This window comes from Burkholderia sp. Z1, from assembly GCF_014893795.1.
Lineage (GTDB): Bacteria > Pseudomonadota > Gammaproteobacteria > Burkholderiales > Burkholderiaceae > Burkholderia > Burkholderia theae.
The window spans coordinates 681,968-706,127 of record NZ_JACFYL010000003.1 but is presented as its reverse complement, the minus strand read 5'-3'; the positions used below and the strand labels follow the sequence as shown (position 1 = coordinate 706,127).

Genomic DNA, 24,160 nt, shown 5'->3' with positions numbered 1-24,160 from the left:
TCATGCATCCAGACAGGGGCTAGCATGCGTACCACCTCGCTTTCAGCCTATCAGTACCGCTTCTGGCTCGAGTGGCAGCTCAATCCGCACTCGTCGGCCTACACGACCGCGCTCGTCTACCGCCTGTCGGGTCCGCTGGATCGCGACGCGCTGCGGCGCGCACTGGACGCGTTCGTCCACGAGCATGACGAAGGATGCCGCAGCACGTTCCGGATGGACGACGCCCGCGCGGTGCGCGACGTGCACGCTCGGGTGACGGTCGTGCTCGACTACCGCGACGCGCGGGCGGCGCCGGCGCTGGACGCCGACGAGGCAGACGCGTGGATCGCCGCGCGCGCATCGCACGTGTTCGCGCTCGACGACGCGCCGCTGTTCCGCTTCGCGCTGCTGCGCGAGGATGCCGATGCGCACCGGCTCGTGCTGAGCTTCCCGCACATCATCTCCGATGCGTTTTCGGCGGTGTACATCAACCAGCGGCTGACGGCGCTGTACAACCACGCGCTTGGCGCGGGCCCGGCGCCCGCCTGCACGTTGCGCGATTTCGGCGAGCAGCTCGCGTTCGAAGCCGCGTACCGCGCGTCGCCGCGCTACGACGACGATCTGGCCTATTGGCTCGGCGCGCTCGCGCATGCGCCGCTCGGGGTCGAGTTCGACGCGGCGGCATCGGCGGAGCCGCGCGAGGGGCGCATCCATCGGCTGCGCTTCGACGCGGACACCATGCGCCGGCTGCGCGCACGGGCCCGCGCGAGCCGCTCGACGCCGTTTCTCGTGTTGTCGAGCCTGTTCGCGATCGCGCTGGCCCGCTGGCAGGACGTGCGCGAGCTGGTCGTGACCTATCCGGTCAACATGCGCTCGCCGGGCTTTCGCGATGCCAGCGGATGCTTCGTGAACAACCTGCCGATGGGCTTTTCGCTGCGGCAGGGCGACACGTTCCGCGACATCGTCGCGCGCACCACCGCACAGCGTGCCGACAGCAAGCGCCATCAGCAGCTGTCGCTGACCGACCTCGTGACGGCGCTGCGGCGCACGCGTTCGCTGGCCGATACACCCGTCTTCAACGTCGGCGTGACGGAAGCGTTCTTCGTGCAGGATGCGCCGCTCGCATTCCACGGCGTGCACGCGGAATTGCTGCCGGTGGTCGCCGCCGAGCGGCCGTTCGACCTGAACTTCGCCTATCAGCTGACGCCCGACGGCCTGTATGTGAATCTCGAATACGACACCGGCTGTCTGCCGCCGGCGCGAATCGGGGAGTTCGCCGCGCGCTTCGGCCGGCTGCTGCGTGCGTACCTGAACGACGATGCGCAGCCTGCGCTCGCGGTCGACCTGCTGGCGCCCGAGCAGCGCGCGCGGCTCGCGCAATACTGGCACGGACCCGCGCGCCCGCTCGACGCGACGGACTGGCCGGCCCGCTTCGCCGCGCAGTGCGCCGCGGCGCCGGATGCGCCGGCGGTCCAGTTCGGCGCGGAGCAACTGACCTATCGCGAACTGGATGCGCTGTCGGCCCGGCTGGCGGGCTTTCTCGCGGCGCGCGGCGTGACGCCGGGGGCGCTCGTCGGGCTGTGCTGCGAGCGCTCGACGGAGATGGTGCTGGCGATCCTCGCGGTGATGCGCGCGGGCGCGGCCTACGTGCCGCTCGATCCCGCCGCGCCGCCGGACCGGCTGCGGCGCATCGTCGACGATGCGGGGCTCACGCTGCTGCTCACGCAGCGGCATCTGCTGGCGCGCCTGCCCGCCGGTCCGGCCGAGCGGCATCTGCTGGACGAGCGTGCGATCTGGCTCGCCGCCGAGCCGCTGCCGCAGCAACGCATTCATCCGGACGGGATCGCGTACGTGATCTACACGTCCGGCTCCACCGGCACGCCGAAGGGCGTCGCCAACACGCATCGCGCGCTGGTCAACCGGCTCGACTGGCACGGCTCGCTGCTCGCCGATGCGGCGCCGGTGCGCGTGCTGCAGAAGACGCCGTACTTCTTCGACGTATCGGTCTGGGAATTCCTGTGGACGTTGCAGAGCGGGCATGCGCTGGTGATGGCGCCGCCCGGGGTGCACAAGGATCCGGCCGGGCTGGCGGCGCTGCTGCGCGACGCGCGGATCGCGGTCGCGCACTTCGTGCCGTCGATGCTGAACGCGTTCCTGGACGCGGTGCCCGGGCAGCGCTTCCCGGATCTCGCGCTGGTCGTCTGCAGCGGCGAGGCGCTGCTCGCCGAGCAGGCCGAGCGCTTCCACCGGCTGCTGCCGGGCGTGCGGCTCGCCAACCTGTACGGGCCGACCGAGGCAGCGATCGACGTGACCGTGTGGCATTGCGCGCCGGGCGACGCCCATGCGTGCGCCGGCGTGCCGATCGGCCGGCCGATCGACAACGTGTCGCTGTACGTGCTGGACGCGGGCCTCGAGCCGTGCCCGCCCGGCAGCGCGGGCGAGCTGTACATCGGCGGCGCGGGGCTCGCGCAAGGGTACGTCGGCCGCCCGGACCTCACCGCGGCGAGCTTCGTGCCCGATCCGTACGCGGGCCGACCGGGCGCGCGCATGTACCGCACCGGCGACATCGCGAAGTTCGGCGAGCACGGCGAACTGCATTACCTCGGCCGGCGCGACGAGCAGGTCAAGCTCAACGGCAACCGGATCGAGCTGCGCGAGATCGAGGCCTGCCTGCTGGCGCTGCCGGGCATCGCGCAGTGCGCGGTGGTGCCGGTGCGGGTGCAGGGGCGCGTGCGGCTGCTGCACGCGTTCGTCGAGCCGGCCGCGGGGTGGGACAGCTGGACGGCGGACGCGCTGCACGCGGCGCTGGCCGAGCGGCTGCCCGACGCGATGCGTCCGTCACGCATCGACGTGGTGGAGTGCATCGCGCTGCTGCCGGCCGGCAAGATCGACCGCAAGCGCCTGACCCGGCTCGCCGACGCGGCGCTCGAGACGCGCGCGCACGGTGCCGATGCGCGCGCGAAGACGCCGTTCCAGGCCGAGATCGCCGCCGAGTGGTCGGCCGTGCTCGACGTCGCCGACATCGGGCCTGACGACCATTTCTTCATGCTCGGCGGCAGCTCCGTGCAGGCGATCCAGCTGATCGGGCGTCTCAATGGCCGCTACGGGCTGCTGCTGTCGCCGCCGCTGCTGTTCGGCGCGCCGCAGCTCGACCGGTTCAGCGCGCAGGTGCTGGTGGCGCTCGGCCAGAAGGCCCAGCGGGAGGACCGCCTGGAAGCGCTGCTCGATCGCCTCGCGCCGGACGACATGGACGAACTACTCACAGTGTTTTCATCGTCGGGAGAGCTGGTTTGATGTCGCATAAGGATTCCACCGAAAACAAGCGTCGCCAATTGCTCGAAGCGTTCGGCAGGCAACGTGGCGCGGGCGGCCGCGACGCGATCACCCGCCAGGCGCGGCCGGCGGACCTGCCCGCATCGGCGGAGCAGTTGCGGATGTGGGTGCAGATGGCGATCAGCGGCGGCGCCGGCCATTTCCACGTGCCGCACGTGCTGGAGATCGCGGGCGCGCTCGACGAAGCGGCGTTGCGGGCGGCGCTGCGCGACGTGGTCGCGCGGCACGAGGCGCTGCGCACGACGTTCGACGAGCGCGACGGCAGCCTGTACCAGCGGGTGCACCCCGCGCTCGATCCGTCGCTGCCGGTGCACCGTCACGCGGCGGGCGTGACCGACGCGGAGATCGCCCGCGCGATCACGGCCGAAATCGCGCAGCCGTTCGACCTCGCGCACGGGCCGCTGCTGCGCGTGTCGCTGCATCGTCTCGGCGACGCCCGGCAGATTCTCGTGCTGACCGCCCATCACCTGATCGTCGATGGGTGGTCGCTGGAACTGATGCTGGCCGACTGGTGGTCGGCCTATGCGGCACGGCTTGCGGGCCGCGAGTTCGAGCCGCCGGCAGACGACGGGCCGCACTATGCGGACTATGCGCTGTGGCAGCAGGCGCGCAGCGCCGCGGACAGCGCGCCGAGCCTCGCGTACTGGCAGGGCCGGCTGACGGGCGCGACGACGCTCGAATTGCCGTTCGCGCTGCCGCGCCCGTCGCGGCGCGCGCACGACGGCGAACTGGTGTTCTTCGCGATTCCCTCCGCCGTGCGCGCGCGGGCCGAGGCGCTGGCGCGGCGGCAGGGCGGCACGCTGTTCACGGTGATGCTGGCCGCGTGGCGGTGCCTGCTCGGCGACTACGCCGGCCAGGACGACTTCTGCATCGGCACGACCGCGTCGAACCGCGTACATCCGGGCAGCGAGCGCATCGTCGGCTTCTTCGCGAACCTGCTCGCGTTGCGCACCGCGCGGCAAGGCTGCGCCACGTTCGCCGCACTGGTCGAGCGCGAGCGCGACACCGTCGCCGACGCGCTGCGGCATCAGGCGGTGTCGTTCGACCACGTGGTCGAGCAGGTCGGCGTCGCGCGCGATTCCGCGCGCAGCCCGCTGTTCCAGGTCAACTTCGTGCTGCAGGACACGAAAAGCGCGGTGCCTGGCGCCGCCGATCCGGCGGCGCCGGCCGGGATGCCGGCGATGACGGTGCGCGACGACCTGTACCGCTACGCGCAGTTCGACCTGACGCTGTTCGCCGAATTGACGTCCGACGGCGTGCGCTGCTGCACGGTGTTCCGCACCGATCTGTTCGAGGCCGCCGAAATCGAGCGGCTGTCGCGCACCTATGTGCAATACCTCGACGCGCTGACCGCGCAGCCGGACGCGCCGTTCGGCACGCTCGCGCGCGGCGACGTACCCACGCTCGACGCGCTGCGCGGCTGGCAGAGCCGGCCGCTCGGGCAGCCACTGCCCGACTCGATCGGTGCGGTGATCGACGCGCTCGCGCGGCAGCATCCGGGCCGCACGGCGATCCGCCACGGCGACGCGACGCTCGACTACGACGCGCTGAACACCCGCGCGAACCGGCTGGCGGATCACTTGCGCGATCTCGGCGTGTCGCCGGGCTCGACCGTCGGCCTGTGTCTCGAGCCGGGCGCGGAGCTGATCGTCGCGATGCTGGCGGTGCTCAACGCGGGCTGCGCGTATGTGCCGCTCGACAGCCGTTATCCGGCGGACCGGCTGCGATTCCTGATCGACGATAGCCAGGCGAGCGTGATTGTCACGCGCGAGGACGTGGTGGCGCGCACCGACGCGCTGCGCGACGGTTATCTGAACCTGATCGTTCTCGAGGACCACGACGACGAGATCGCCGCGCGCGACGGCGCGTTCGTCGCGAGCGGGCTGCCGGCGCAGATGCCGGCGTACCTGATGTACACGTCGGGCACCACCGATCGTCCGAAGGGCGTCATCGTGCCGCAACAGGCGATCCTGCGGCTCGCGTACCGGCCGGCCTATCTCGACGTGACGCCGGACGACGTGTTCCTGCAGTTCGCGCCGACCGCGTTCGATGCGTCGACCTTCGAGATCTGGACCGCGCTGCTGAACGGTGCGTCGCTCGTCGTGCCGGTCGGGCGCGACGCGTCGCTGGACCAGCTCGGGCCGCTGCTGGTCGACGCGCGCGTGACGATTCTGTGGCTGACGAGCGGCCTGTTCGCGGCGATGGTCGATCACGCGCCGGACGCGCTGCGGCGGCTGCGCTACCTCGTCTGCGGCGGCGACGTGCTGTCGCTGCCGCATGTGGCGCGCGCCCGCGCGCTGCTGGAACACGGGCAGGTCGTCAACGGCTACGGGCCGACCGAGACCACGACGTTCGCGACCGCGTACCCGGTGCGCGGCGCGCTGGCGGCGGGGCGCACGGTGCCGATCGGCATGCCGATCCAGGGCACGTCGGTGTACGTGCTCGACGACGACCTGAATCCGCTGCCGGCCGGTGCGGCGGGCGACATCTACATCGCGGGGCTCGGCGTTGCGCACGGCTACGCGAACCGGCCGGACCTGACCGCGGCCGCGTTCGTGCCCGATCCTTACGGCGGCGAGCCGGGCGCCCGCATGTACCGCAGCGGCGACGTCGGCTATTGGGCGCACGACGGCGCGTTGCATTACCTCGGCCGGCGCGACCGGCAGGTGAAGCTGCGCGGCTACCGGATCGAGCCGGCGGAAATCGAGGCGGCGCTGGCCGCGTGCCGGGGCGTGCAGGCCGCCGTCGTGACGGTCGACGCGACGCCGCAGGGCGACAAGCAGCTCGTCGCGTACTGGACCGCCAGCCCGGGCACGGGCGCGGACGCGCCGGACGAAGCCGGCCTGCGCGCGCAGCTGCGGGTGTCGCTGCCCGATCATCTCGTGCCGGCGCGCTTCCACGCGGTGCCGCACATTCCGCTGACGGCGAACGGCAAGGTGGACCGGGCCGCGCTCGCGCGGCTCGCACCCACGCAGGTGGCCGCCGAAACGGCACCCGAGTTGCTGACCGATACGCAGCGCGCGCTGTGCGCGCTGTGGGAAGACGTGCTCGGCCGCAGCGGGTTCGGCCTCGACGACGGTTTCTTCGATCTCGGCGGCGATTCGCTGCTGGCGATCCGGCTGAAGGCGCAGGCGCAGCGCCACGGGCTCGAATTCGAGATCCAGGACCTGTTCGTCCACCAGAGCGTGCGTACGCTGGGCGAGCACATCGAGCGGCAGCGCGGCGCAGGCGCGGGTACCGGCGCGCCGGCTGAGGCTGCCGTACCCCGGCCGCCGCTGACGAGCGATGCGGATCGCGCGCGACTGCCGGCCGGCGTCGTGGACGCGTATCCGCTCAGCCGCCTGCAACTGGGGATGCTCTATCACAGCCTGCGGCACCAGCACTCGAGCCTGTACCACGACGTGATCGGCTACGAGGTTGCGTATGCATACGACGAAGCCTGCGTCGCGCACGCGCTCGAGCGGCTGTCGGCGCGTCATCCGGCGTTGCGCACCGCGCTGCGGATGGAAGGGTTCAGCGTGCCGCTGCAGCTCGTGTTCGACACGGCGCGCATTCCGCTGGCGGTCACGGACCTGACCGCGCTCGACGCGGCGGCGCAGGCCGCCCGGATCGCCGCGTTCATGGACGGCGAGCGGTTCGCCGCGTTCGACATCGCCGCCGCGCCGCTGTTTCGCTGCTTCGTGTTCAAGCTGGCGGCGCAGCGCTTCAAGCTGGTGTGGAGCTTCCATCATGCGATGCTCGACGGCTGGAGCGAGGCCGCACTGACTGCCGAATTCATCCGGCTCTACACGGCGGGCCTGACGGGCCTGCAGAACCTGCAGAACGACGAGCCGGTGCAGGCCGGTTACCGGGATTTCATCGAACTCGAACAGGCCGCGCTCGCCGATCCGGCCCAGCGCGATTTCTGGCGCGGCCAGCTCGACGGCGCGCAGGCGCTGTCGCTGCGCCGCGCGCCGCTGACGGGCGACGCAGCGGACGAACGGGTGGAGTATCTGGAGGTCGAGGTCGCCGCCGAACTGGAGGCGGCGCTGCGTGCGCTCGCGCGCGACGCGAACGTGCCGCTCAAGAGCGTGCTGCTCGCCGCCCACCTGCGCGCGTTGCAGGCGCTGAGCGGGCGGCGCGACGTGCTGACGTCGATGGTGACGCACGTGCGGCCCGAGACCGAGCATGCGGAGCGCGCGGTCGGGCTGTTCCTGAATTCGGTGCCGGTGCGCGCGGCGCTCGACGGCGCAGCGTCGCCGGTCGCGCAGGTGCGGCAGGTGTTCGAGATCGAGTCGGGCATTTTCCGGCACCGCTTTTATCCGTCGCAACAGATCCGGCAGGACAACGGCGGGATCGAGCTGGGTGAGGTGCTGTTCAATTTCACGAGCTTCCACGTGCTGCGCGAGCTGGACGACGCGGACGTGCGGATGCTGGCGGGCCGCGACGGCCATGCGGTCAACAGCTTTCCGGTGCAGGTCGATTTCTCCGTCTCCGCGAGCGACCAGCGGCTGCGCTGCATCGTCGGCTACCGGGCCGACAGCCTGCGGCGTGCCGACGCGGAAGACATCGCGCACGCCCAGCACGAAGCGCTGCGGCGGCTTGCCGGCGCGCCCGCGGCGGCGTGGCTGCTGCCTGCGACGCTCGCGCGGCTCGACGACTGGGCGGCGCCGAAGCCAGGGCTGCCGGTCGGCGCGAGCATCGGCGAGCGCCTCGCCGCGTGCGCGGCCGCCGCGCCGGACGCGGTCGCGCTGATCGACGACGCGGGCGAGACGACCTATGCGGCGCTGCTCGAACAGTGCGACCGGCGCGCGGCGGCGCTCACCGCACTGGGCGTGCGGCAGGGCGACGTCGTGGCGGTATGCGCGGGCCGCGCGGCGGCGACGCTGCAGACCGTGCTCGCGCTGTTCCGGATCGGCGCCGTGTATCTACCGCTCGATCCCGCCTTGCCGGAAGCGCGTCATCGCTTCATGGTGGACGACGCGCGCCCGGTGGCGATCGTCGGCGATGCCACCGCGCCCGCCTGCCTGCGCGCGTGCGGCGTGCGTTTCGTCGAGCAGGCGGTGCTGGCGGAAGCGGGCGCGGCCGCGTGGGCCGCCGCGCCGCGCGTCAGCCCCGGCGACCCCGCCTACATCCTCTATACGTCCGGCTCGACCGGCACGCCGAAGGGCGTGCTGTGCCGCCAGGAAGGCATCCTCGCGCTGTTCGACGCGCTGGCACACACCTATTCGCTGGCCGCGGGCGACCGCGTGCTGTGGAAGACCGCGCAATCGTTCGACGTGTCGCTCACCGAAATGCTGTGGCCGTTGATGAAGGGTGCCGCGATCGTGATCGCGCGGCCGGACGGCCAGTACGATCCGCGCTACCTGCAGCGCGCGATCGAGCAGCATCGCGTGACGGTGGTCAATTTCGTGCCGTCGATGCTGCATCTGTTCCTGCAGTCGCTCGACGCCGGCGCGGCGAGCCCGCTGCGCGCGGTGTTCGCCGCCGGCGAGCCGTTGTTGCCCGCGACCGTCGAACTGGCGGCGCGCGTGCTGCCGCACGCGCCGCTGTTCAACGCATACGGCCCGACCGAGGCCAGCATCTACGCAACCGTGTGGCGCTGCGTGAGCGGCCCGGTGTTGATCGGCCGCGCGGTGGGCGACGTCGGCACGCATATCCTCGCGCCCGATCTCGCGCGGTTGCCGATCGGCGTGACCGGCGAGCTTTACCTGTCCGGGCGCGCGCTGGCGTCGGGCTACCTGAACCGGCCCGAGCTGAGCGCCGAGCGTTTCGTGCCGAACCCGTATGCCACGGGCGACGCGGATCGCGTGCTGTATCGCACCGGCGACCTGGCCCGCTTCGATCGGCACGGCGACATCGAATTCGTGGGCCGCGACGACCAGCAGGTCAAGGTGCGCGGCTTCCGCATCGAGACGGGCGAGGTCGAATCGGTACTGGGCCGCCATCCGGGTGTCGCCAAAGTCGCGGTGCTGGCGCGGTCGGGCAGCGCGGGCGCCGTGCTCTGCGCGTTCGTGCAGGCGGCGGGCGCGCTGCCGGACGGCGCGCTGAAGGCGCATGCGCAACAGGCGTTGCCGCCGTACATGGTGCCCGACCGGATCGTCGTGCTCGACGCGATGCCGATGACCGGCAGCGGCAAGATCGATCGCCTCCGGCTGGCCGACTGGCCGCTCGACGGGGCGAGCACCACCACCGACCACGCCGGCTCCGCCAGCCCTGCGCGCCGCGCGCCCGGCGATGCGCAGGCCGCAGTCGCGGCGATCTGGCGCGACGTGCTCGGCGTCGCCGAGATCGATCCGGACACCAACTTCTTCGACGCCGGGGGCCATTCGCTCGCGTTGATCCAGTGCCAGGCGCGGCTTCGCAGCGCGTTCGGCCGCGACGTCGACATCGATCACCTGTTCCGCTACACGACGATTCGCACGCTGGCCGGCTGGCTGTCCGCGTCCGGCGATCCGTCGGCCGACGTCGGCGGCGCGGCTGCGGCCGCAAGCGCGTCGCACGTCGACAGCCGCGACGTCGCGATCATCGGGATGAGCGCGGCCGTCTCGGGCGCGGACGACGTCGAGCAGTTCTGGCAGATGCTGCTGGCGGGCGAGGACGGCATCACGCGGCTCGACGACGCGCGACTGCGCGCGCTCAGCGTGCCGGACGACCTGCTCGGCAATCCGCGCTTCGTCGCCGCACGCGGGTTGATTCGCGACCCTGACTGTTTCGACGCCGCGTTCTTCGGTTATACGCCACGCGAAGCCGAGATCATGGATCCGCAGCAGCGCAAGCTGATGGAGGAAAGCTACCGCGCGCTCGAGGACGCCGGTTACGCCGGGCCCGGGCATGCGCGCGACGTGGGCGTCTACGTCGGCGTGGGCGCGAGCCAGTACCTCGCGAACCACGTGATCGGCAACCGCGACGCGGTCGACGCGCTCGGGCTGTACCAGATCAACGTGCTGAACCAGCCTGCGACGCAGATTGCCTACCGGCTGAACCTCACCGGCCCCGCGGTCACGCTGAACACCGCGTGCTCGACGTCACTGGTCGCGCTGCACATGGCCGCGCGCGCGGTCGCGCAGGGCGACTGCGAACTCGCGCTCGCGGGCGCGGCGTCGATCGGCGTCGACGGCGTGCCGGGCTACCTGCACCGCACCGGCGGGATCTTTTCCGCGGACGGCTATTGCCGCGCGTTCGACGCGGCCGCGAGCGGCACCGTCGAGGGCAGCGGCGCGGGTGCGGTGGTACTGAAGCGGCTCGATCTCGCGCGCCGCGACGGCGATCATGTGTATGCGGTCGTCAAGGGCTCCGCGATCAACAACGACGGCCACGACAAGGCCGGCTACACCGCGCCGAGCCCCGCGGGCCAGGCACGGGTCATCCGCGCTGCGCTGGCGGACGCGGGCGTGGACGCCGCGTCGGTCGGTTATGTCGAGACGCACGGCACCGGCACGCTGCTCGGCGATCCGATCGAAATGGCTGCGCTGAAGGCGACCTACGGACAGCATCCGGCACGCGCGCCGCGCATGCTCGGCGCGGTCAAGACGAGCGTCGGGCACCTGGACAGCGCGGCGGGGCTCGCGGGCGTGATCAAGGCGGCGCTCGCGCTCGAACGCGGCAAGGTGCCGGGCACGCTGCACTTCGACACGCCCAACCCGCTGCTCGAACTCGACGACGCGGCCTTCCGAATCACGGCGGAAGCGGTCGACTGGCCGGACGGCGGTGCGCCGCGCCGCGCGGCCGTCAGTTCATTCGGCATCGGCGGAACCAATGCGCACGTGATCCTGGAGGCCGCGCCGCCCGAGGCGGACGCGCCGACGGCCGCCGTCGCGCATTGCCTGCGGCTGTCGGCCGCCACGCCGGACGGGCTGCGGCGTGCGACGGACGGCCTTGCCGCCGCGCTGCGACGCCACCCGGAATGGGCGCTGGCCGACGTCGCGCATACGCTGCAGGCCGCCCGGCAGGACCATGCGTGCCGCGCGTTCGTGGTCGCCGAGTCGCGCGACACGGCGCTCGACGCGCTGGCGGCGGGCGTGTTGCCGGCCACCGACGACGCACCGCACGCGCGCCCGGTGATTTTTCTGTTCACCGGGCAGGGTGCGCAGGCCGCCGGGATGGCGCGCGACCTGCATCGCGAGAACCCGGTGTTCCGCGCCGCGCTCGACCAGGTGTGCGGGCGGTTCGCGAGCGCGGCCGGGCTGGCGCTCGAACCTTATCTGCTGGGCGAGGCGAGCACCACCGACACGGCGCTGGTCCAGCCGCTGCTGTTCGCGTACGAGTACGCGCTGTATCAGGCGTGGACTGCGCTGGGCGTGACGCCGGACTACCTGATCGGCCACAGCCTCGGCGAACTGGTCGCCGCGTGCTGCGCGGGCGTGTTCTCGCTCGACGAGGCGGTCGGCCTCGTGGCGGCGCGCGCGGCGGCGATGCAGGCGCAGCCGGCCGGCGCGATGCTGTCGGTATCGATCGCCGAGGACGAGCTGGCCGCGCAACTGCCGCCGACGCTCGCCGTCGCGGCGGTCAACGGGCCGCTGCAATGCGTGGTGTCCGGCCCGGTGGACGCGGTCGAGCTGTTCGCGGCGCACCTGCGCAACAGGGGTGTCGCGCATGCGCGGCTGGCGTCGTCACATGCGTTCCATTCGCCGATGATGACGGACGCGGCCGCGCGCGTACAGGCGCATGCCGCGACGATGACGCTGCGCGCGCCGCGCATCCCGTTGATCTCCAACCTCGACGGCACGCTGCTGGACGCGCAGCGCGCCACCGATCCGGCGTACTGGGCCGCGCACGTGCTCGGCACCGTGCGCTTCTCGGCGGGTGTGCGGATGCTGGCGGCGCTGGGCGACGCGCTGTGGGTCGAGATCGGCCCGCGCGACGTGCTGGCGGCGCTGGTGCGCGCGCATCGCTGCGCGCCGGCCGACGCGGTGCTGGCGAGCTTCACGGAACGCACGCCGCGCACGATGGCGACCCTGCTCGCCGGCTACGGGCGGCTGTGGGCGAAGGGCGCACGTCTGACCCGCCGCGACGCGTACGCGGGCGAGCGCCGCAAGCGCCTGCCGTTGCCGGGTTATCCGTTCGAGCGGACGCGTCATTGGCTGCCGGCACAGCAGGGCGGCTCCGTCGGGCGCGCGCGGCCGGAGGCGCTGGCTGCGGCATCGGTGGCTGCACCGGCCGCGGTCGACATCCCGCCGGCCGCACCGGTCGAAACCGACGACGTGCGGCACGCATTGGCGCGCATCTGGACGGAGTGCCTCGGCCATGAGCGGATCGCGCCGACCGACGATTTCTTCGAGCTGGGCGGCGATTCGCTGCTGGCCGGGCGCGTGCTCACGCGGATTCACGAGCGGCTGAATGCGGAGCTGACGCTCGAGGCGTTCTTCAGTGCGCCGACGATCGACGGGCTGGCCCGCGCGATTCGCGCGCAGGCCGAACTGGCGCAGCCAGCGGTGCGGGCGGCAACGACGTCGGCCGCCCTGCCGGCCGCCGGGCCGCGCCGCGCGCCGATGTCGTTCCAGCAGCGCCGGCTGTGGACGCTCGAACGGCTCGGCATGGGCGGTTCGGTCTTCCACCTGCCGCAATGCCTGCATCTGCACGGCGACGTCGACCGCGCCGCGCTGCACGCGGCGCTCGCCGGGCTGGTCGCGCGCCATCCGGTGTTGCGCACGTCGTTTCACGAGGGGCCGGACGGCGGCGGCGAGCAGCACGTGCATGTCGACGCAGCGGTCGCGCTGTCGATCCATGCGTACGCAGGCGGCACGGACGACGCACTGCGCGCGTTCATCGCGCAGCATCGCGACGCGCTGCGGGCGGAGCCGTTCGATCTCGCGCGGCCGCCGCTGTTTCGCGCGCGGCTGCTCGAACTCGGGCCGCGCCGCGCGTGCCTGCTGATGTCGTTCCATCACATCGTCGTCGATGGCTGGTCGTTCCGGCTGATCGCGCAGGATCTCGCGTCGCTGTACGGCGCGGCGAGCCAGGGGCGCGCGCCGGATGCCGCGCCGCCCGCGTGGGATTACGCGAACTACAGCGAGGAGCAGGCGGCGCGGTTCGCCGCCGGGCACTACGCGGCGCACGAGGCGTTCTGGGCGCATCTGGACGGCGCGCCGGTGCTCGATCTCGGCGGCGACCGGCGCCGCGCACGCACGCCGGGGCGCCTCGCGCACAGCGGCCGCGTCGCGGTGGACGCCGGGCGCGCTCAGCAGGTCGACGCGCTGGCGCGGCGCTTGCGGACGACGCCGTACGTCGTGTTCCTGTCCGCGTTCCTGCTGATGCTGTCGCGGCGCACCGGGCAGCGCGACCTGGTGGTCGGCTCGCCGGTCGCCAACCGCGCGTCGAGTCGCACCGAAGGGCTCGTCGGCTTTTTCGTCAACCTGCTCGCGCTGCGCGTGGCGTTCCCGGCAGCCAGCCGCGCGCGGGCGTGGATCGAGCGGGTGCGCGACTGCGTGATGGCCGCGCACGCGCACCAGGACTATCCGTTCGAAAAGCTGGTCGAGCGCTACGCGGGCCCGCGCGACACGTCGCTGACGCCGCTGTTCCAGGTGGTGTTCTCGATGCAGGAGGCGCCGGTTCGCAACGTGCAGATCGGCGCGCTGGACGTCGCGTTCGAGGACACGCCGGAAACGGAAACCGAATACGACCTGACGATGAACCTGCATCGCGACGGCGCGGGCTACGGCGGCGTGCTGCTGACGCGCGACGGCGCGCTGGAGCAGGGCGAGGCGGACGAGGTGGTCGAACAGTTCCACGCGGCGCTGGACCTGTTGCTGACGCTGCCGGACGATGCGCCGCTGGGCGACGCGGGCGTGCTGTCGGCCGCGCAGCGGCACGCATGGCAGGCAGCGTCCGGGGCGGCCGACGCATCCGCGTGGGCGGCGTCCGACCTCGTGTCGCTGCTGTCGGGCACGCTGACGGCCGGCAACGCTGCGCCGGCGGTTGCCACCGCGCACGAGACGCTCAGTTACGGGGCGCTGCGGGACCGGGTGGAGCGGGTCGCGGGTGCACTGCACACGCGCGGCGTCCGCACCGGCGACCGCGTCGCGTTGTGCTTGCCGATGGGGCTCGACGCATTGGTGGCGCTGCTTGGCGTGCTGCGTGCCGGGGCCACGTACCTGCCGCTCGATCCCGCCGCGCCGGCCGCGCGGCAGCACGCGATCCTGTCGCAAGCGGCGCCGGTGCTGCTCGTGCACGACGCCACGGCGGCGCCGCCGGCGTGGCCCGGATGCGCGGCGATCACGTTTGCCGCGCTTGGCGACGCGCCCGTCGGCGCGCTGCCCGCACGTATCGATCCGCAACAGGCCGCCTATACGTTGTTCACGTCCGGCTCGACCGGCGTGCCGAAGGGTGTCGACGTCAGTCATCGGGCGGTCGCGCACAAGATCCAGGCGCTGTGCGCCGCATATCGCATGACGGCCGACGACCGGGTCGTGCAGTTCTCGTCGCTCGTCTTCGACGTGTCGATCGAGGAGATCTTCACGACGCTGTCCGCCGGCGCCTGCCTGCTGCTGTTCGACCGCGCGGCATGGCCGACGCTCGGCGCGTTCAGCGGCCTGCTCGACGCGCAGCGCGCGACCGTGCTCAACCTGCCCGCGTCGCTCTGGCGCGAATGGGTGCGTGCGCTCCGGCTCGGCGAGGCCGCGCTGCCGGCGCGGCTGCGTCTGGTCGTGACGGGCAGCGAGACGGTGCCGCTCGCGTCGGTGCAGGCATGGCGCGCCGTGACGGGCGGCCGCGTGGCGCTGATGAACGCGTACGGGCTGACGGAAAGCGTGATCACGTCCGTCGTACACGACGTGCCGGCCGACGCGCGCCCGGACGAACGCGACGTGCCGATCGGCGCACCGCTGCCGGGCACCACGGCCTATGTGCTCGACGCGCACCTTCAACCGGTGCCGCCGCTGTGCCGCGGCGAGCTCTACCTGGGCGGCAGCGCGCTCGCGAGCGGCTACTCGGGCCGGCCCGGGCAGACGGCCGCGGCCTTCCTGCCCGATCCGTTCGCCGGACAGCCGGGCGCGCGCATGTATCGCACCGGCGACCTCGTGCGTCGCGACGCGCAGGGCGCGCTGGTCTACCTCGGCCGGGGCGATCGCCAGATCAAGGTGCGCGGGGTTCGCGTCGATCTGGCCGAAGTGGAGGCGCTGCTGCTCGAACAGGACGGCGTGCGCGAGGCGGCAGTGCGACTGTCGAGCGGGCACGACGCGCTGGCGCCGCGCCTGGAGGCATTCATCGTCGTCGGCCCCGACGCGTCAGGCACGCCGGACACGCAACACGAGGCGGCGCGCGAGCGGCTGCGTGCGCTGCGCCGCGTCGCACCGGCGCATCTGGTGCCGCATGCGCTGGTTATCGTGCCGTCGCTGCCCAAGACGTCCGGCGACAAGATCGACCGCCAGTGGGTGTCGACGGCGGTGCTGCCGGACGAGGCCGCGGGCGATGACGAAACGCCGCCGCTGCGCGCGCTGCTGACGGTGCTGCGTGACGTGCTGCGGCAGGAGCAGATCGGCCGGGACGACAACTATTTCGGGCTCGGCGGCGATTCCATCCTGGTGCTGCGGGCCGTCGCGCAACTGAACCGGGCGGGCTGGACGGTCGATCCGCAGGATTTCTTCGCGAGTCCGACCATCGCGGACCTGGCCGATTGCCTGCGGCCGCTGGCGGCGCGGTCGGAGGCCGATGATGCGTCCGGGTTTCCGTTGACGCCGTATCAGCGGCGCGTGTTGCAGCGCCCGCACGCGCACCACTGGAACCGCTCGCTGCTCGTTCAGGCGGCGCAGCCGCTCGACGCCGACGCGCTGCTGGCCGCGTTCCATTCGCTGCTCGACGCGCACCCGGGGCTGCGCTGCGTATTCGACCGCGACGCGCTGCTGGGCCGCATCGCGCCGCCGGACGCGGACGCCGTGCAGCGCTGCTTCAGCAGCCACGACCTCGGCACGGCAGGCGATGCGGCACGCTTCATCGTCGCGCACAGCACGACGCTGCAGCAGGGCTTCGATCTGGCGCACGGGCCGCTGATCCGGATCGCGCACTACCGGTGCGGCGCGGCCGGCGACCGGCTGCTGCTCGTCGTGCACGGGCTGGTGGCGGACAGCCATGGCTGGGCGGTGCTGCTGGACGACCTGGCCAACGCGTATGCGGCGCATGCGAACGAACGGATGCCGACACTGGCCGCGCCGACACTGGCGTACCCGGCCTATCTTCGCGCGCTGGACGTACGCATTGCCGCCGCGCGGCAGGCGGGCGAAACCGCCGCGTACTTCGCGCCGATGGCGGCCAATGTCGCGCTGCCGCGGGATCTGCACGCAGCACACGGCGAGAACGCCGAGGCCAGCCAGCAGGTCGTGCGCGACCGGCTGACGGGCGAGGCCGCGCGACGGATGCTGGCCGTCGTGCCGCAGCGCCTGCGCGTGAAAGCCGCCACCGTCGCGATCGCGGCGGCCGCGCGCGCGCTGACCGATTGGGCGGGCGGCGCGGTGGTCGCCGATCTTGGCCGGCACGGCCGCGACTGGCTCGACGACGGGCCGGCGGTCGAGCGCGCGGTCGGCTGTTTCGTCTGCGACGTGCCGCTGCTGTTGCCGCATCACGCCGGCGTGCCGAGCGTCGCGGCGCTGCGCGAGTGGGAGGTGACGCTCGCCGCGCTGCCGCCGGCCGCGCTGGGCGGCGCGGACGTGTCGCCGCCCGCCGGCGTCGATCCCGACGCGTGGCGGCGCTGCGTGCAGCCGCAGGTCAGCGTCGATTTCGTGTCGGCGGCGGCCGCGCGCCCGTCCGCGTGGTTCTCCGCCGCCACCGAGGTGGTGGGCGCGGACCGCGCGGCGAGCGACGAACGTTCGCACCTGCTGAACCTCGTCTGCGTCGCGTGCGACGGCGAACTCGCGTTCGAGTGCCGTTACAGCGACGCCGTGCACACGCGCGCCACCGCCGAACAGTTGCTGCGTCAGTGGCGCGAGCACATGGAGGCCGCGCTCGCGCATGTCGCCGACGCCGCCGTTCCCGTAGTCGAACAAGACCATTCCTGACATGACCCAGATCTACCTGAAACCGAACGCCGTCTTCGAACCGCTGATCAATCAATGGTATGCGTGGACTTTCCTGCTGCAGCCGGCGACCTGCGCGCTGGTGATGAAGCAGGTGCACCTGCGCATCATGGAATCCTTCATCCGCGCGCCGGAGCTGCACCGGCGTTCCGCCGCGAAGATGGCCGGCGGGCCGTTCCTCAACGGCGGCCGGGAGCTCGTGCCGGCGGTCGATGCGCTGATCGGCGACACCCGCGCGCGCGCCGCGCCGCTGCTGGCGCTCGCGGACGCGCTGCGCGAGCTCGACGAACTACTCGCGCGGGAAGGGCACGGCGATACGCTGTCGCCGCTGTATGCGCGGGTGCCCGAGCCGTTGAAGGGGCTCGTCGAGCTGGGCTACGACCTGCGCGGCCACGCGTCGTACCGGCTGTTCGAGCGGCTGCTGTACGACAGCGCCGGTTATCTCGACGCGCTGCAGAGCGTGAACGGCTTCGTCGCGACCAGCGACGACCGGAGCTTCATGCTCAGCACGCCGCGCTTTCCCGACGAGCACATGGTGCAGATCCGCCTGCCGTTCCGCGACGCGCTGTACGACGAGCTGTTCGCGGCCCGCCATGCGGGCGCTGCGCCGGACCTGATCGACCGTCTGCTCGTACACGCGGAGGGGGGGGCCGTGCGGCGCGCGGCGCTCGAAACCTGGTTCACCGACGCGCCGCCGCCGCGCCCGCCGTCGGTGCCGGCGCGCGCGGGGCAGCCAGTGAGGGTGCGCTACTTCAACCATGCGACGGTGCTGGTCGAAACCGCGGAATTTTCGCTGCTGACCGATCCGATCGTCGGTTATCCGCTCGGGCAGGGCGACGATCCGTTCACGTTCGCGGATCTGCCCGAGCGCATCGACTACGTGCTGCTGACCCACAACCACCAGGATCACATCGTGCTCGAGAGCCTGCTGCAGCTACGGCACCGGATCGGCACGCTGGTGGTGCCGCGCAGCCATGGCGGATTCCTGCAGGACCCGTCGATCCGGCTCGCGCTCGAGGCGTGCGGGTTCGAGCGGGTGGTCGAGGTCGGCGAGCTGGACAGCGTGCCCGTGCCGGGCGGAGAGATCGTTGCGCTGCCGTTCCTCGGCGAGCACGGCGATCTGCATATCGCCGCGAAGATGGCATTCGCGCTGAAGGTGGGCGGCAAGAGCATGCTGTTCGCGGCCGACTCGAACAACCTGCAGCCGGAGCTGTACCAGCGCATCGCGCAGCGCATCGGCCGGATCGGCACGCTGTTCATCGGCATGGAATGCGAAGGCGCGCCGATGTCCTGGCTGTACGGCGCGCTCCTGAACGAGCCGCTCGGGCGGCAGTTCGATCAGAACCGCCGCCTGAACGGCTCCGACTGCGAGCGCGCGTGGCCGCTGGTCGAGTGCTTCGCGCCGCGCCAGGTCTTCGTTTATGCGATGGGCGCGGAGCCGTGGCTCAAGTTCATCTCCAGCATCGAATACGCGCCGACCTCGCTGCCGATCGTCGAATCGGACAAGCTGATCGCCCGCTGCCACGCGCACGACATCCAGTCCGAGCGGCTGTACCTGAAGAAGGAAATCCTCCTCTGAGCGCGAGCGGCCGCGTGGCCGCCCGCATCGTTTCGTCGAATCGTCGAACCAGGAAAACACCCCCCATGCCGGATCGTCATCCGTCCCGTGTCGCTACCGCCTTCAAGATTCTCGCCGTCACAGTCGTGCTGTTGCTGGTGATTGCCGCGGGCCTGCTGTATTGGGCGCTGCCCGCCGCGACCGGCTATGCGTCGCATTACCTGTGCGTGCGCGTGCTCGCCGGCGGCGCCGGCAATCCGGGCGCGCTGTTCGCGCGCGAAGTGAAGCCGATCAATCCGTTGTTCAACCTCGTCACGTACCGGATCGACCGTGCGCGACAGACCGTCGAGGCCGCCGGGCTCGGCGTGCTGCACGCGACGGTCGCGCTGTACCGGCCGGGCCTCGGCTGCACGATCGCGCCGGCCGACGCGATCGACGCGTTGCGCGCACAGGGCCGCGGCCTCGCGCTGCCGCCCGCCGTGGCCGATGCCGACAACATCGACAACGCCGACGATGCCGACGATGCCGCGCCGTCCGATCCGCCGCCGGCGCTGCGCAACGTGCTGGAGCGCGCGATGGCGGAGCCGTCGCCCGGGTCGCTGCGCAACACGCTGGCCGTGGTCGTGCGGCAGGACGGCAAGCTCGTCGGCGAGCAGTACGCGCCGGGCGTCACGGCCGCCACCCCGTTGCTCGGCTGGTCGATGACCAAGACCGTCACCGCGTTGCTGGCGGGCGTACTGGCCCGCGACGGCAAGCTGACGCTCGCGCAGGATCACCTGCTGGACGACTGGTCGTCGCCCGGCGATCCGCGCCAGGCGATCCAGCTGCGGAACCTGCTGCAATGGACGAGCGGGCTGGATTACCAGGAAGGCTATCTGCCCGGCTCGGACACGACGAAGATGCTGTACCAGTCGACCGACATGGCGCGCTTCGTCGCGAGCCGGCCGCTGAAGGTCGCGCCCGGCCGCGAGGTGGACTACCAGAGCGGCGGCAGCGTGCTGGTCGCGAAGATCGTCGCGCGCGCCGTCTCGCCGCGGCCGCTCGACATCGTGCCGTTCGCGCGGGCGCGGCTGTTCGAGCCGCTCGGCATCCGCACCGCGATGATGGAGCCCGACGCGTCGGGCACGCTGGTCGGCGGCAGCTACATGCTGGCGTCGGCGCGGGACTGGTCGAAGCTCGGCCAGTTGATCCTGCAGCAAGGCGTGTGGCGCGGCACGCGCATCGTCGATCCGGACTGGGTGCGGTTCATGGCGACGCCGCAGGCAGAGCGGCACGATGGCCGGCGCGGCGCGCATCTGTGGCTGAATGCCGGCGTCGACGGCGCGCGCCGGTTTCCGTCGCTGCCGGAGGACCTGATGATGATGGACGGCTTCAATCACCAACTGGTGGTGATCGTGCCGTCGTGCCGCGCGGTTATTACACGGCTGGGCGCGACGGTGGACCGCAGCTGGGACACCGAACGTTTCGTCGCCGACGTGATGGCGAGCCTGCCAGGCTGCACTGGCCCGACAACCACGACCGCTGCGAGGTAAGCGAATCATGAGGATTACTGTACGAGACGCTGTGGCCGCCGATATGCCGGCCCTGCGCGAGCTGTTCCTGCGCTCGCGCCAGGAGACCTTCGTCTGGCAGCCGGCCGGCGCGTTCCAGCTGACCGACTTCGAGGCCCAGACGGAAGGCGAGCGGCTGCGGGTCGCCGAGGACGACGGCGGGCAACTTGCCGGCTTCGTGTCGGTCTGGGAGCCTGACCATTTCATCCATCACCTGTACGTGCACCGGCCGCATCACCGGCGCGGCATCGGCCGGGTGCTGCTGCGCGCACTGCCGGGCTGGCCGGCAACGCACTACCGGCTCAAGTGCCTGCGCGCCAACGTGCCGGCGCTGGCGTTTTATGCCGCGTGCGGCTTCGTCGAGATCGGCGCCGGCAGCGCGGAAGACGGCGAGTACCTGCTGCTCGAGTCCGGCGGCAAGGACGGCCGATGACCGTCCACCTGCGGTACTGCCTGCAGCAGGCGGCGTTGTGGGGCACCTTCGGCCTCGTGCTGCCGGTCGTCACGCTGTTCCTGCTGCACAACCATTTCACGCTGTTCGAGATCGGGCTTTACGCGGCGCTGTTCAGCCTGTCGACCATCGCGCTGGAGCTGCCGTTCGGCGCGATGGCCGACCGTGTGGGCCGCATCCGGACCTATCGCGTATCGCTGCTGATGAACAGCGTCGGCTGCGCGCTGATGCTGTGCTTCAGCCAGAAGCCGATGCTGTACCTCGCCGCGGCGAGCTTCGGCGTCGCGCGTGCGATGAGTTCCGGCACCGTCGACGCGTGGTATGTCGGCCTGTTGCGCGAGCACGGCGAGACGAAGCGGATTCCGTATTTTCTCGGCCGCGCGGAGCTGGCCTCCGCGCTCGGGCTGGCGAGCATGTCGCTGGTCGGCGGCGTGCTCCCGGACCTGATCGGCAGCCGGCTGTTCGACAACCCGTACAAGATCGGCCTGGCGTTCGCGTGCGGCTTGTTCATCGTGCTGCTGGGCCTGACGTCGTGGTTTTTCGCCGAGGCGGAGCGGGCGCCGCACGAGGCGGCGCCGGCCGGCACGATGCTCGACGATCTTCGCGAACTGATCCGGTTCGCGTGGCATGGCGGCGCGGTGCGGCCGCTGATCGTGCTGTGCATGCTGCTCGGCGGTGTCGTGTCGGTGCTGGAGAGCTACTGGCCGGTGGTGCTGAAGACGCTTGTGCCGATGCATGGCGCGACCTGGGCGTTCGGCCTGTTCCTCACGCTGATGCTGGTCCTCAAGGGCGCGGGCGGCTGGGTGTCGTATCGCGTGATGAAGCATTTCGCCGCACGGCCGGCGCTCGCCGTGACGCTGCCGTTCGCCGGGCTCGCCGTGAGCCTCGTGCTGACGCGCTGGGCGTTTGATGTGGTCGCGTTCGGCGTCGTGCTGAGCGGGGTCGCGCTGTTCCTCGGCATCGCCGGCGCCGTGGTCAACGCGGTGCTGCATCACCGGACGCCCGATGCGCTGCGATCGCGCGCCGTCTCGTTCTTTTCGCTGGTGTTCCAGCTCGGCAGCATGATTGCGTCGATCCTGCTCGGCTACCTGGTCAGCCAGTGGGGCGTGCAGGCGGTGTGGTGCGGCGTCGGCGTGCTGGTCGCGGTGGCGGCCGGGTACGGCGCGTCGATCGGCGGCTGGGCCGCCGGCCCGGTGGAAGAGGCGAAGGCGACGGCGCGCGTGTAGGGCAGGGCGCGCCGGTTCGATTCATGTGTGATGCGCCATGCGGTAGCGGCAATCTTTTTAGTTTGTCACCCCACGATAGCCAAGGAGAGCGACTTATGAAGCAGGAGATGCGCAACGCGATTCACGAAACGCTGGAGGCGCTCGTGTCGCAGTACGGGATAGCGGAACTCAAACGCGTGATCGAGTTCGTCGACATCAACACGGGGCGCGTTCCGCTGCCCGCGTTGCCGAAACATCAGCGGCCGTTGCTGTTCTATTTCCCGGGGCTGGACGGCAAGCCGTGGTACGAGGCGTCCGATTATCCGGAGCTCGAGGCGTTCACGTCGACGATCGAGGCGTCGGTCGACATGCTGCGCGAGGAGTTTCTCGCGCAGGTCACCACGCCGATGCTGCTGCCGTACGAAGAGCAGGTGGCGGGACGTTTCGAGTCGATCCGGCGGAACGACTGGGGGTCGTTCTATTTCAGGCGCAAGGGCGAGCCCGAGGTCGAGGAGAATTGCCGCCGCTGCCCGCGCACCGCGGCGCTGATGCGGCAGGTGCAGGATTTCCTCAGCCCGAGCGGCGCCTTCATCTTTTCGGTGATCCAGGGCGGTACGCGGATCCCGCCGCATTCGGACACGACGAATCTCAAGCTGACCTGCCAGCTTCCGCTGATCGTGCCGCGCGGCTCGCGGCTGCGCGTCGGCGACGAGATCCGCGAGTGGCCGGACCGTCGCGCGATCATTTTCGACGATACGTTCGAGCATGAGAGCTGGAACGACAGCGACGAGCCGCGGGTTTGCCTGCTGGTCGATATCTGGCATCCGGGCATTACACGTATCGAGCGGGACGCGGTCGAGCGACTCGACGCTGCGATCAGCCAGCATCTCGGGCTGGAGTTCCGGCCACCGTGGGCGGAAGCAGCCGCGGCGTGAGGCGGGGATGGGCGACTGGCTGGGGGCGGTCGCCTTTTGATCATCATCCTGACGACTTCATCGAAATAGGGCCAAGGCCAAGCAGAAAAACGGCGCTGCGCGGAAGGCGGCCGCGGATCTGAAGGCGGCCGTTGAATGTGCGGCCGGCGGTGCGTGTTACAGGAATTTTGTCATATTTTTGTACCAAAGCGCATCAATTTATCACCATGTGAAATCACCCGAACCCCGCGCCGGCTGGCGTTTACGCGGTTCTCGGTCGGTGCACCAAAAACGCCCCATTTAGAGGGGTGGGCAGGCGGGGAGGGAACTGCGATTTTCCGGGCGCGGGGAGGGTGCTCGCGCGGCGGCCCCGCCGGGAAACCCCGGCCTCCTCCTCGATTTCAACCCCGTGGCCGGGCTCGCACCTCATTGGCAGGGTGACGCAACTCCGCAGCGCCCGGCGGCGCCGGCAGCCTGCTATCGAATCGTCGAGATTCAACTGGCGATAGCAATTTTTGATATCATTTGATACCAAGTGATATCAAATTGTGCTATCATGATCCCATGAAAACGAAACACGCCCGCACGCTGACCGCGATCTACACGAAGCCGACCTTGGGCGGCATCGTGTTCGCGGATATCGAAGCTTTGATTGTCGCGTTGGGCGGTAGCCTTCACGAAGGCGCCGGGTCGCGCATCGCCTTCGAGCTGAACGGGACGCGCCGATACCTGCATCGCCCGCATCCGGGCAAAGAGGCGAAGCGCTATCAGGTAGAGGATGTGCGCGACTGGTTCAACGAAATGGGGATAAAGCCATGACCAACGCAATGACGTACAAGGGCTATTACGCCCGCGTCGATTTCGACGGCCGCGACAATATTTTTGTCGGGCACGTGCTCGGCGTCGACGACAAGATTAGCTTTCACGGCGAGACGGTCGCCGAACTGACGGACGACTTTCACGCGGCCGTCGATCATTACCTCAACGAGTGCGCACGCATGAATCGGACGCCGCAAAAGCCGGCGTCCGGGAAGCTGATGCTGCGCCTCAACCCGGAGACGCACGCGGCCGTCGGCGTAGCTGCCGCCATCGCAAACGAAAGTATCAATCAGTGGTCGGAAGAGGTACTAGGGCGCGCGGCGCGCGAAGTGCTCGAACGGGCGGCACACGCATAATTCGGTCCGT

At 71.0% G+C, this 24,160-nt stretch carries 9 protein-coding genes; all 9 read left to right on the top strand.

Annotated features, from left to right (window positions below; all coding sequences use genetic code 11):
- The first annotated feature begins 24 nt into the window (after positions 1 to 24).
- The 9 genes from H3H55_RS35195 (at position 25) to H3H55_RS35155 (ending at position 24,150) form a co-directional block, all read left to right on the top strand.
- Complete coding sequence (locus H3H55_RS35195; RefSeq protein ID WP_193102773.1) at positions 25 to 3,273, top strand: non-ribosomal peptide synthetase; 3,249 nt, start codon at positions 25 to 27, stop codon at positions 3,271 to 3,273.
- Entirely contained in the window at positions 3,273 to 17,279 is a 14,007-nt protein-coding gene (locus H3H55_RS35190; protein ID WP_193102772.1) for a non-ribosomal peptide synthetase/type I polyketide synthase, read from the top strand. The genes H3H55_RS35195 and H3H55_RS35190 overlap by 1 nt, the downstream gene beginning before the upstream one ends.
- A gap of 1 nt (position 17,280) precedes the next feature.
- Positions 17,281 to 18,876, top strand: a complete 1,596-nt coding sequence (locus tag H3H55_RS35185) for an MBL fold metallo-hydrolase (protein WP_226800694.1) — start codon at positions 17,281 to 17,283, stop codon at positions 18,874 to 18,876.
- Positions 18,877 to 18,941: 65 nt separating this feature from the next.
- Positions 18,942 to 20,387: a serine hydrolase domain-containing protein gene (locus H3H55_RS35180; RefSeq protein WP_193102771.1), complete on the top strand. Its 1,446-nt coding sequence runs from the start codon at positions 18,942 to 18,944 to the stop codon at positions 20,385 to 20,387.
- Between the two features lie 7 nt (positions 20,388 to 20,394).
- A complete protein-coding gene (locus H3H55_RS35175) occupies positions 20,395 to 20,838 on the top strand; it encodes a GNAT family N-acetyltransferase (RefSeq protein ID WP_193102770.1) in 444 nt (147 codons plus the stop codon).
- Positions 20,835 to 22,082: an MFS transporter gene (locus H3H55_RS35170; RefSeq protein ID WP_193102769.1), complete on the top strand. Its 1,248-nt coding sequence runs from the start codon at positions 20,835 to 20,837 to the stop codon at positions 22,080 to 22,082. Before H3H55_RS35175 ends, H3H55_RS35170 begins: the two co-directional genes overlap by 4 nt.
- A gap of 95 nt (positions 22,083 to 22,177) precedes the next feature.
- A complete protein-coding gene (locus tag H3H55_RS35165; RefSeq protein ID WP_193102768.1) occupies positions 22,178 to 22,996 on the top strand; it encodes an aspartyl/asparaginyl beta-hydroxylase domain-containing protein in 819 nt (272 codons plus the stop codon).
- A 543-nt stretch (positions 22,997 to 23,539) separates the two neighbouring features.
- Positions 23,540 to 23,794: a type II toxin-antitoxin system HicA family toxin gene (locus H3H55_RS35160; protein ID WP_193102767.1), complete on the top strand. Its 255-nt coding sequence runs from the start codon at positions 23,540 to 23,542 to the stop codon at positions 23,792 to 23,794.
- Positions 23,791 to 24,150, top strand: coding sequence for a type II toxin-antitoxin system HicB family antitoxin (locus H3H55_RS35155; RefSeq protein WP_193102766.1), 360 nt, complete (start codon positions 23,791 to 23,793; stop codon positions 24,148 to 24,150). Before H3H55_RS35160 ends, H3H55_RS35155 begins: the two co-directional genes overlap by 4 nt.
- The last annotated feature ends 10 nt before the right edge of the window (positions 24,151 to 24,160 follow it).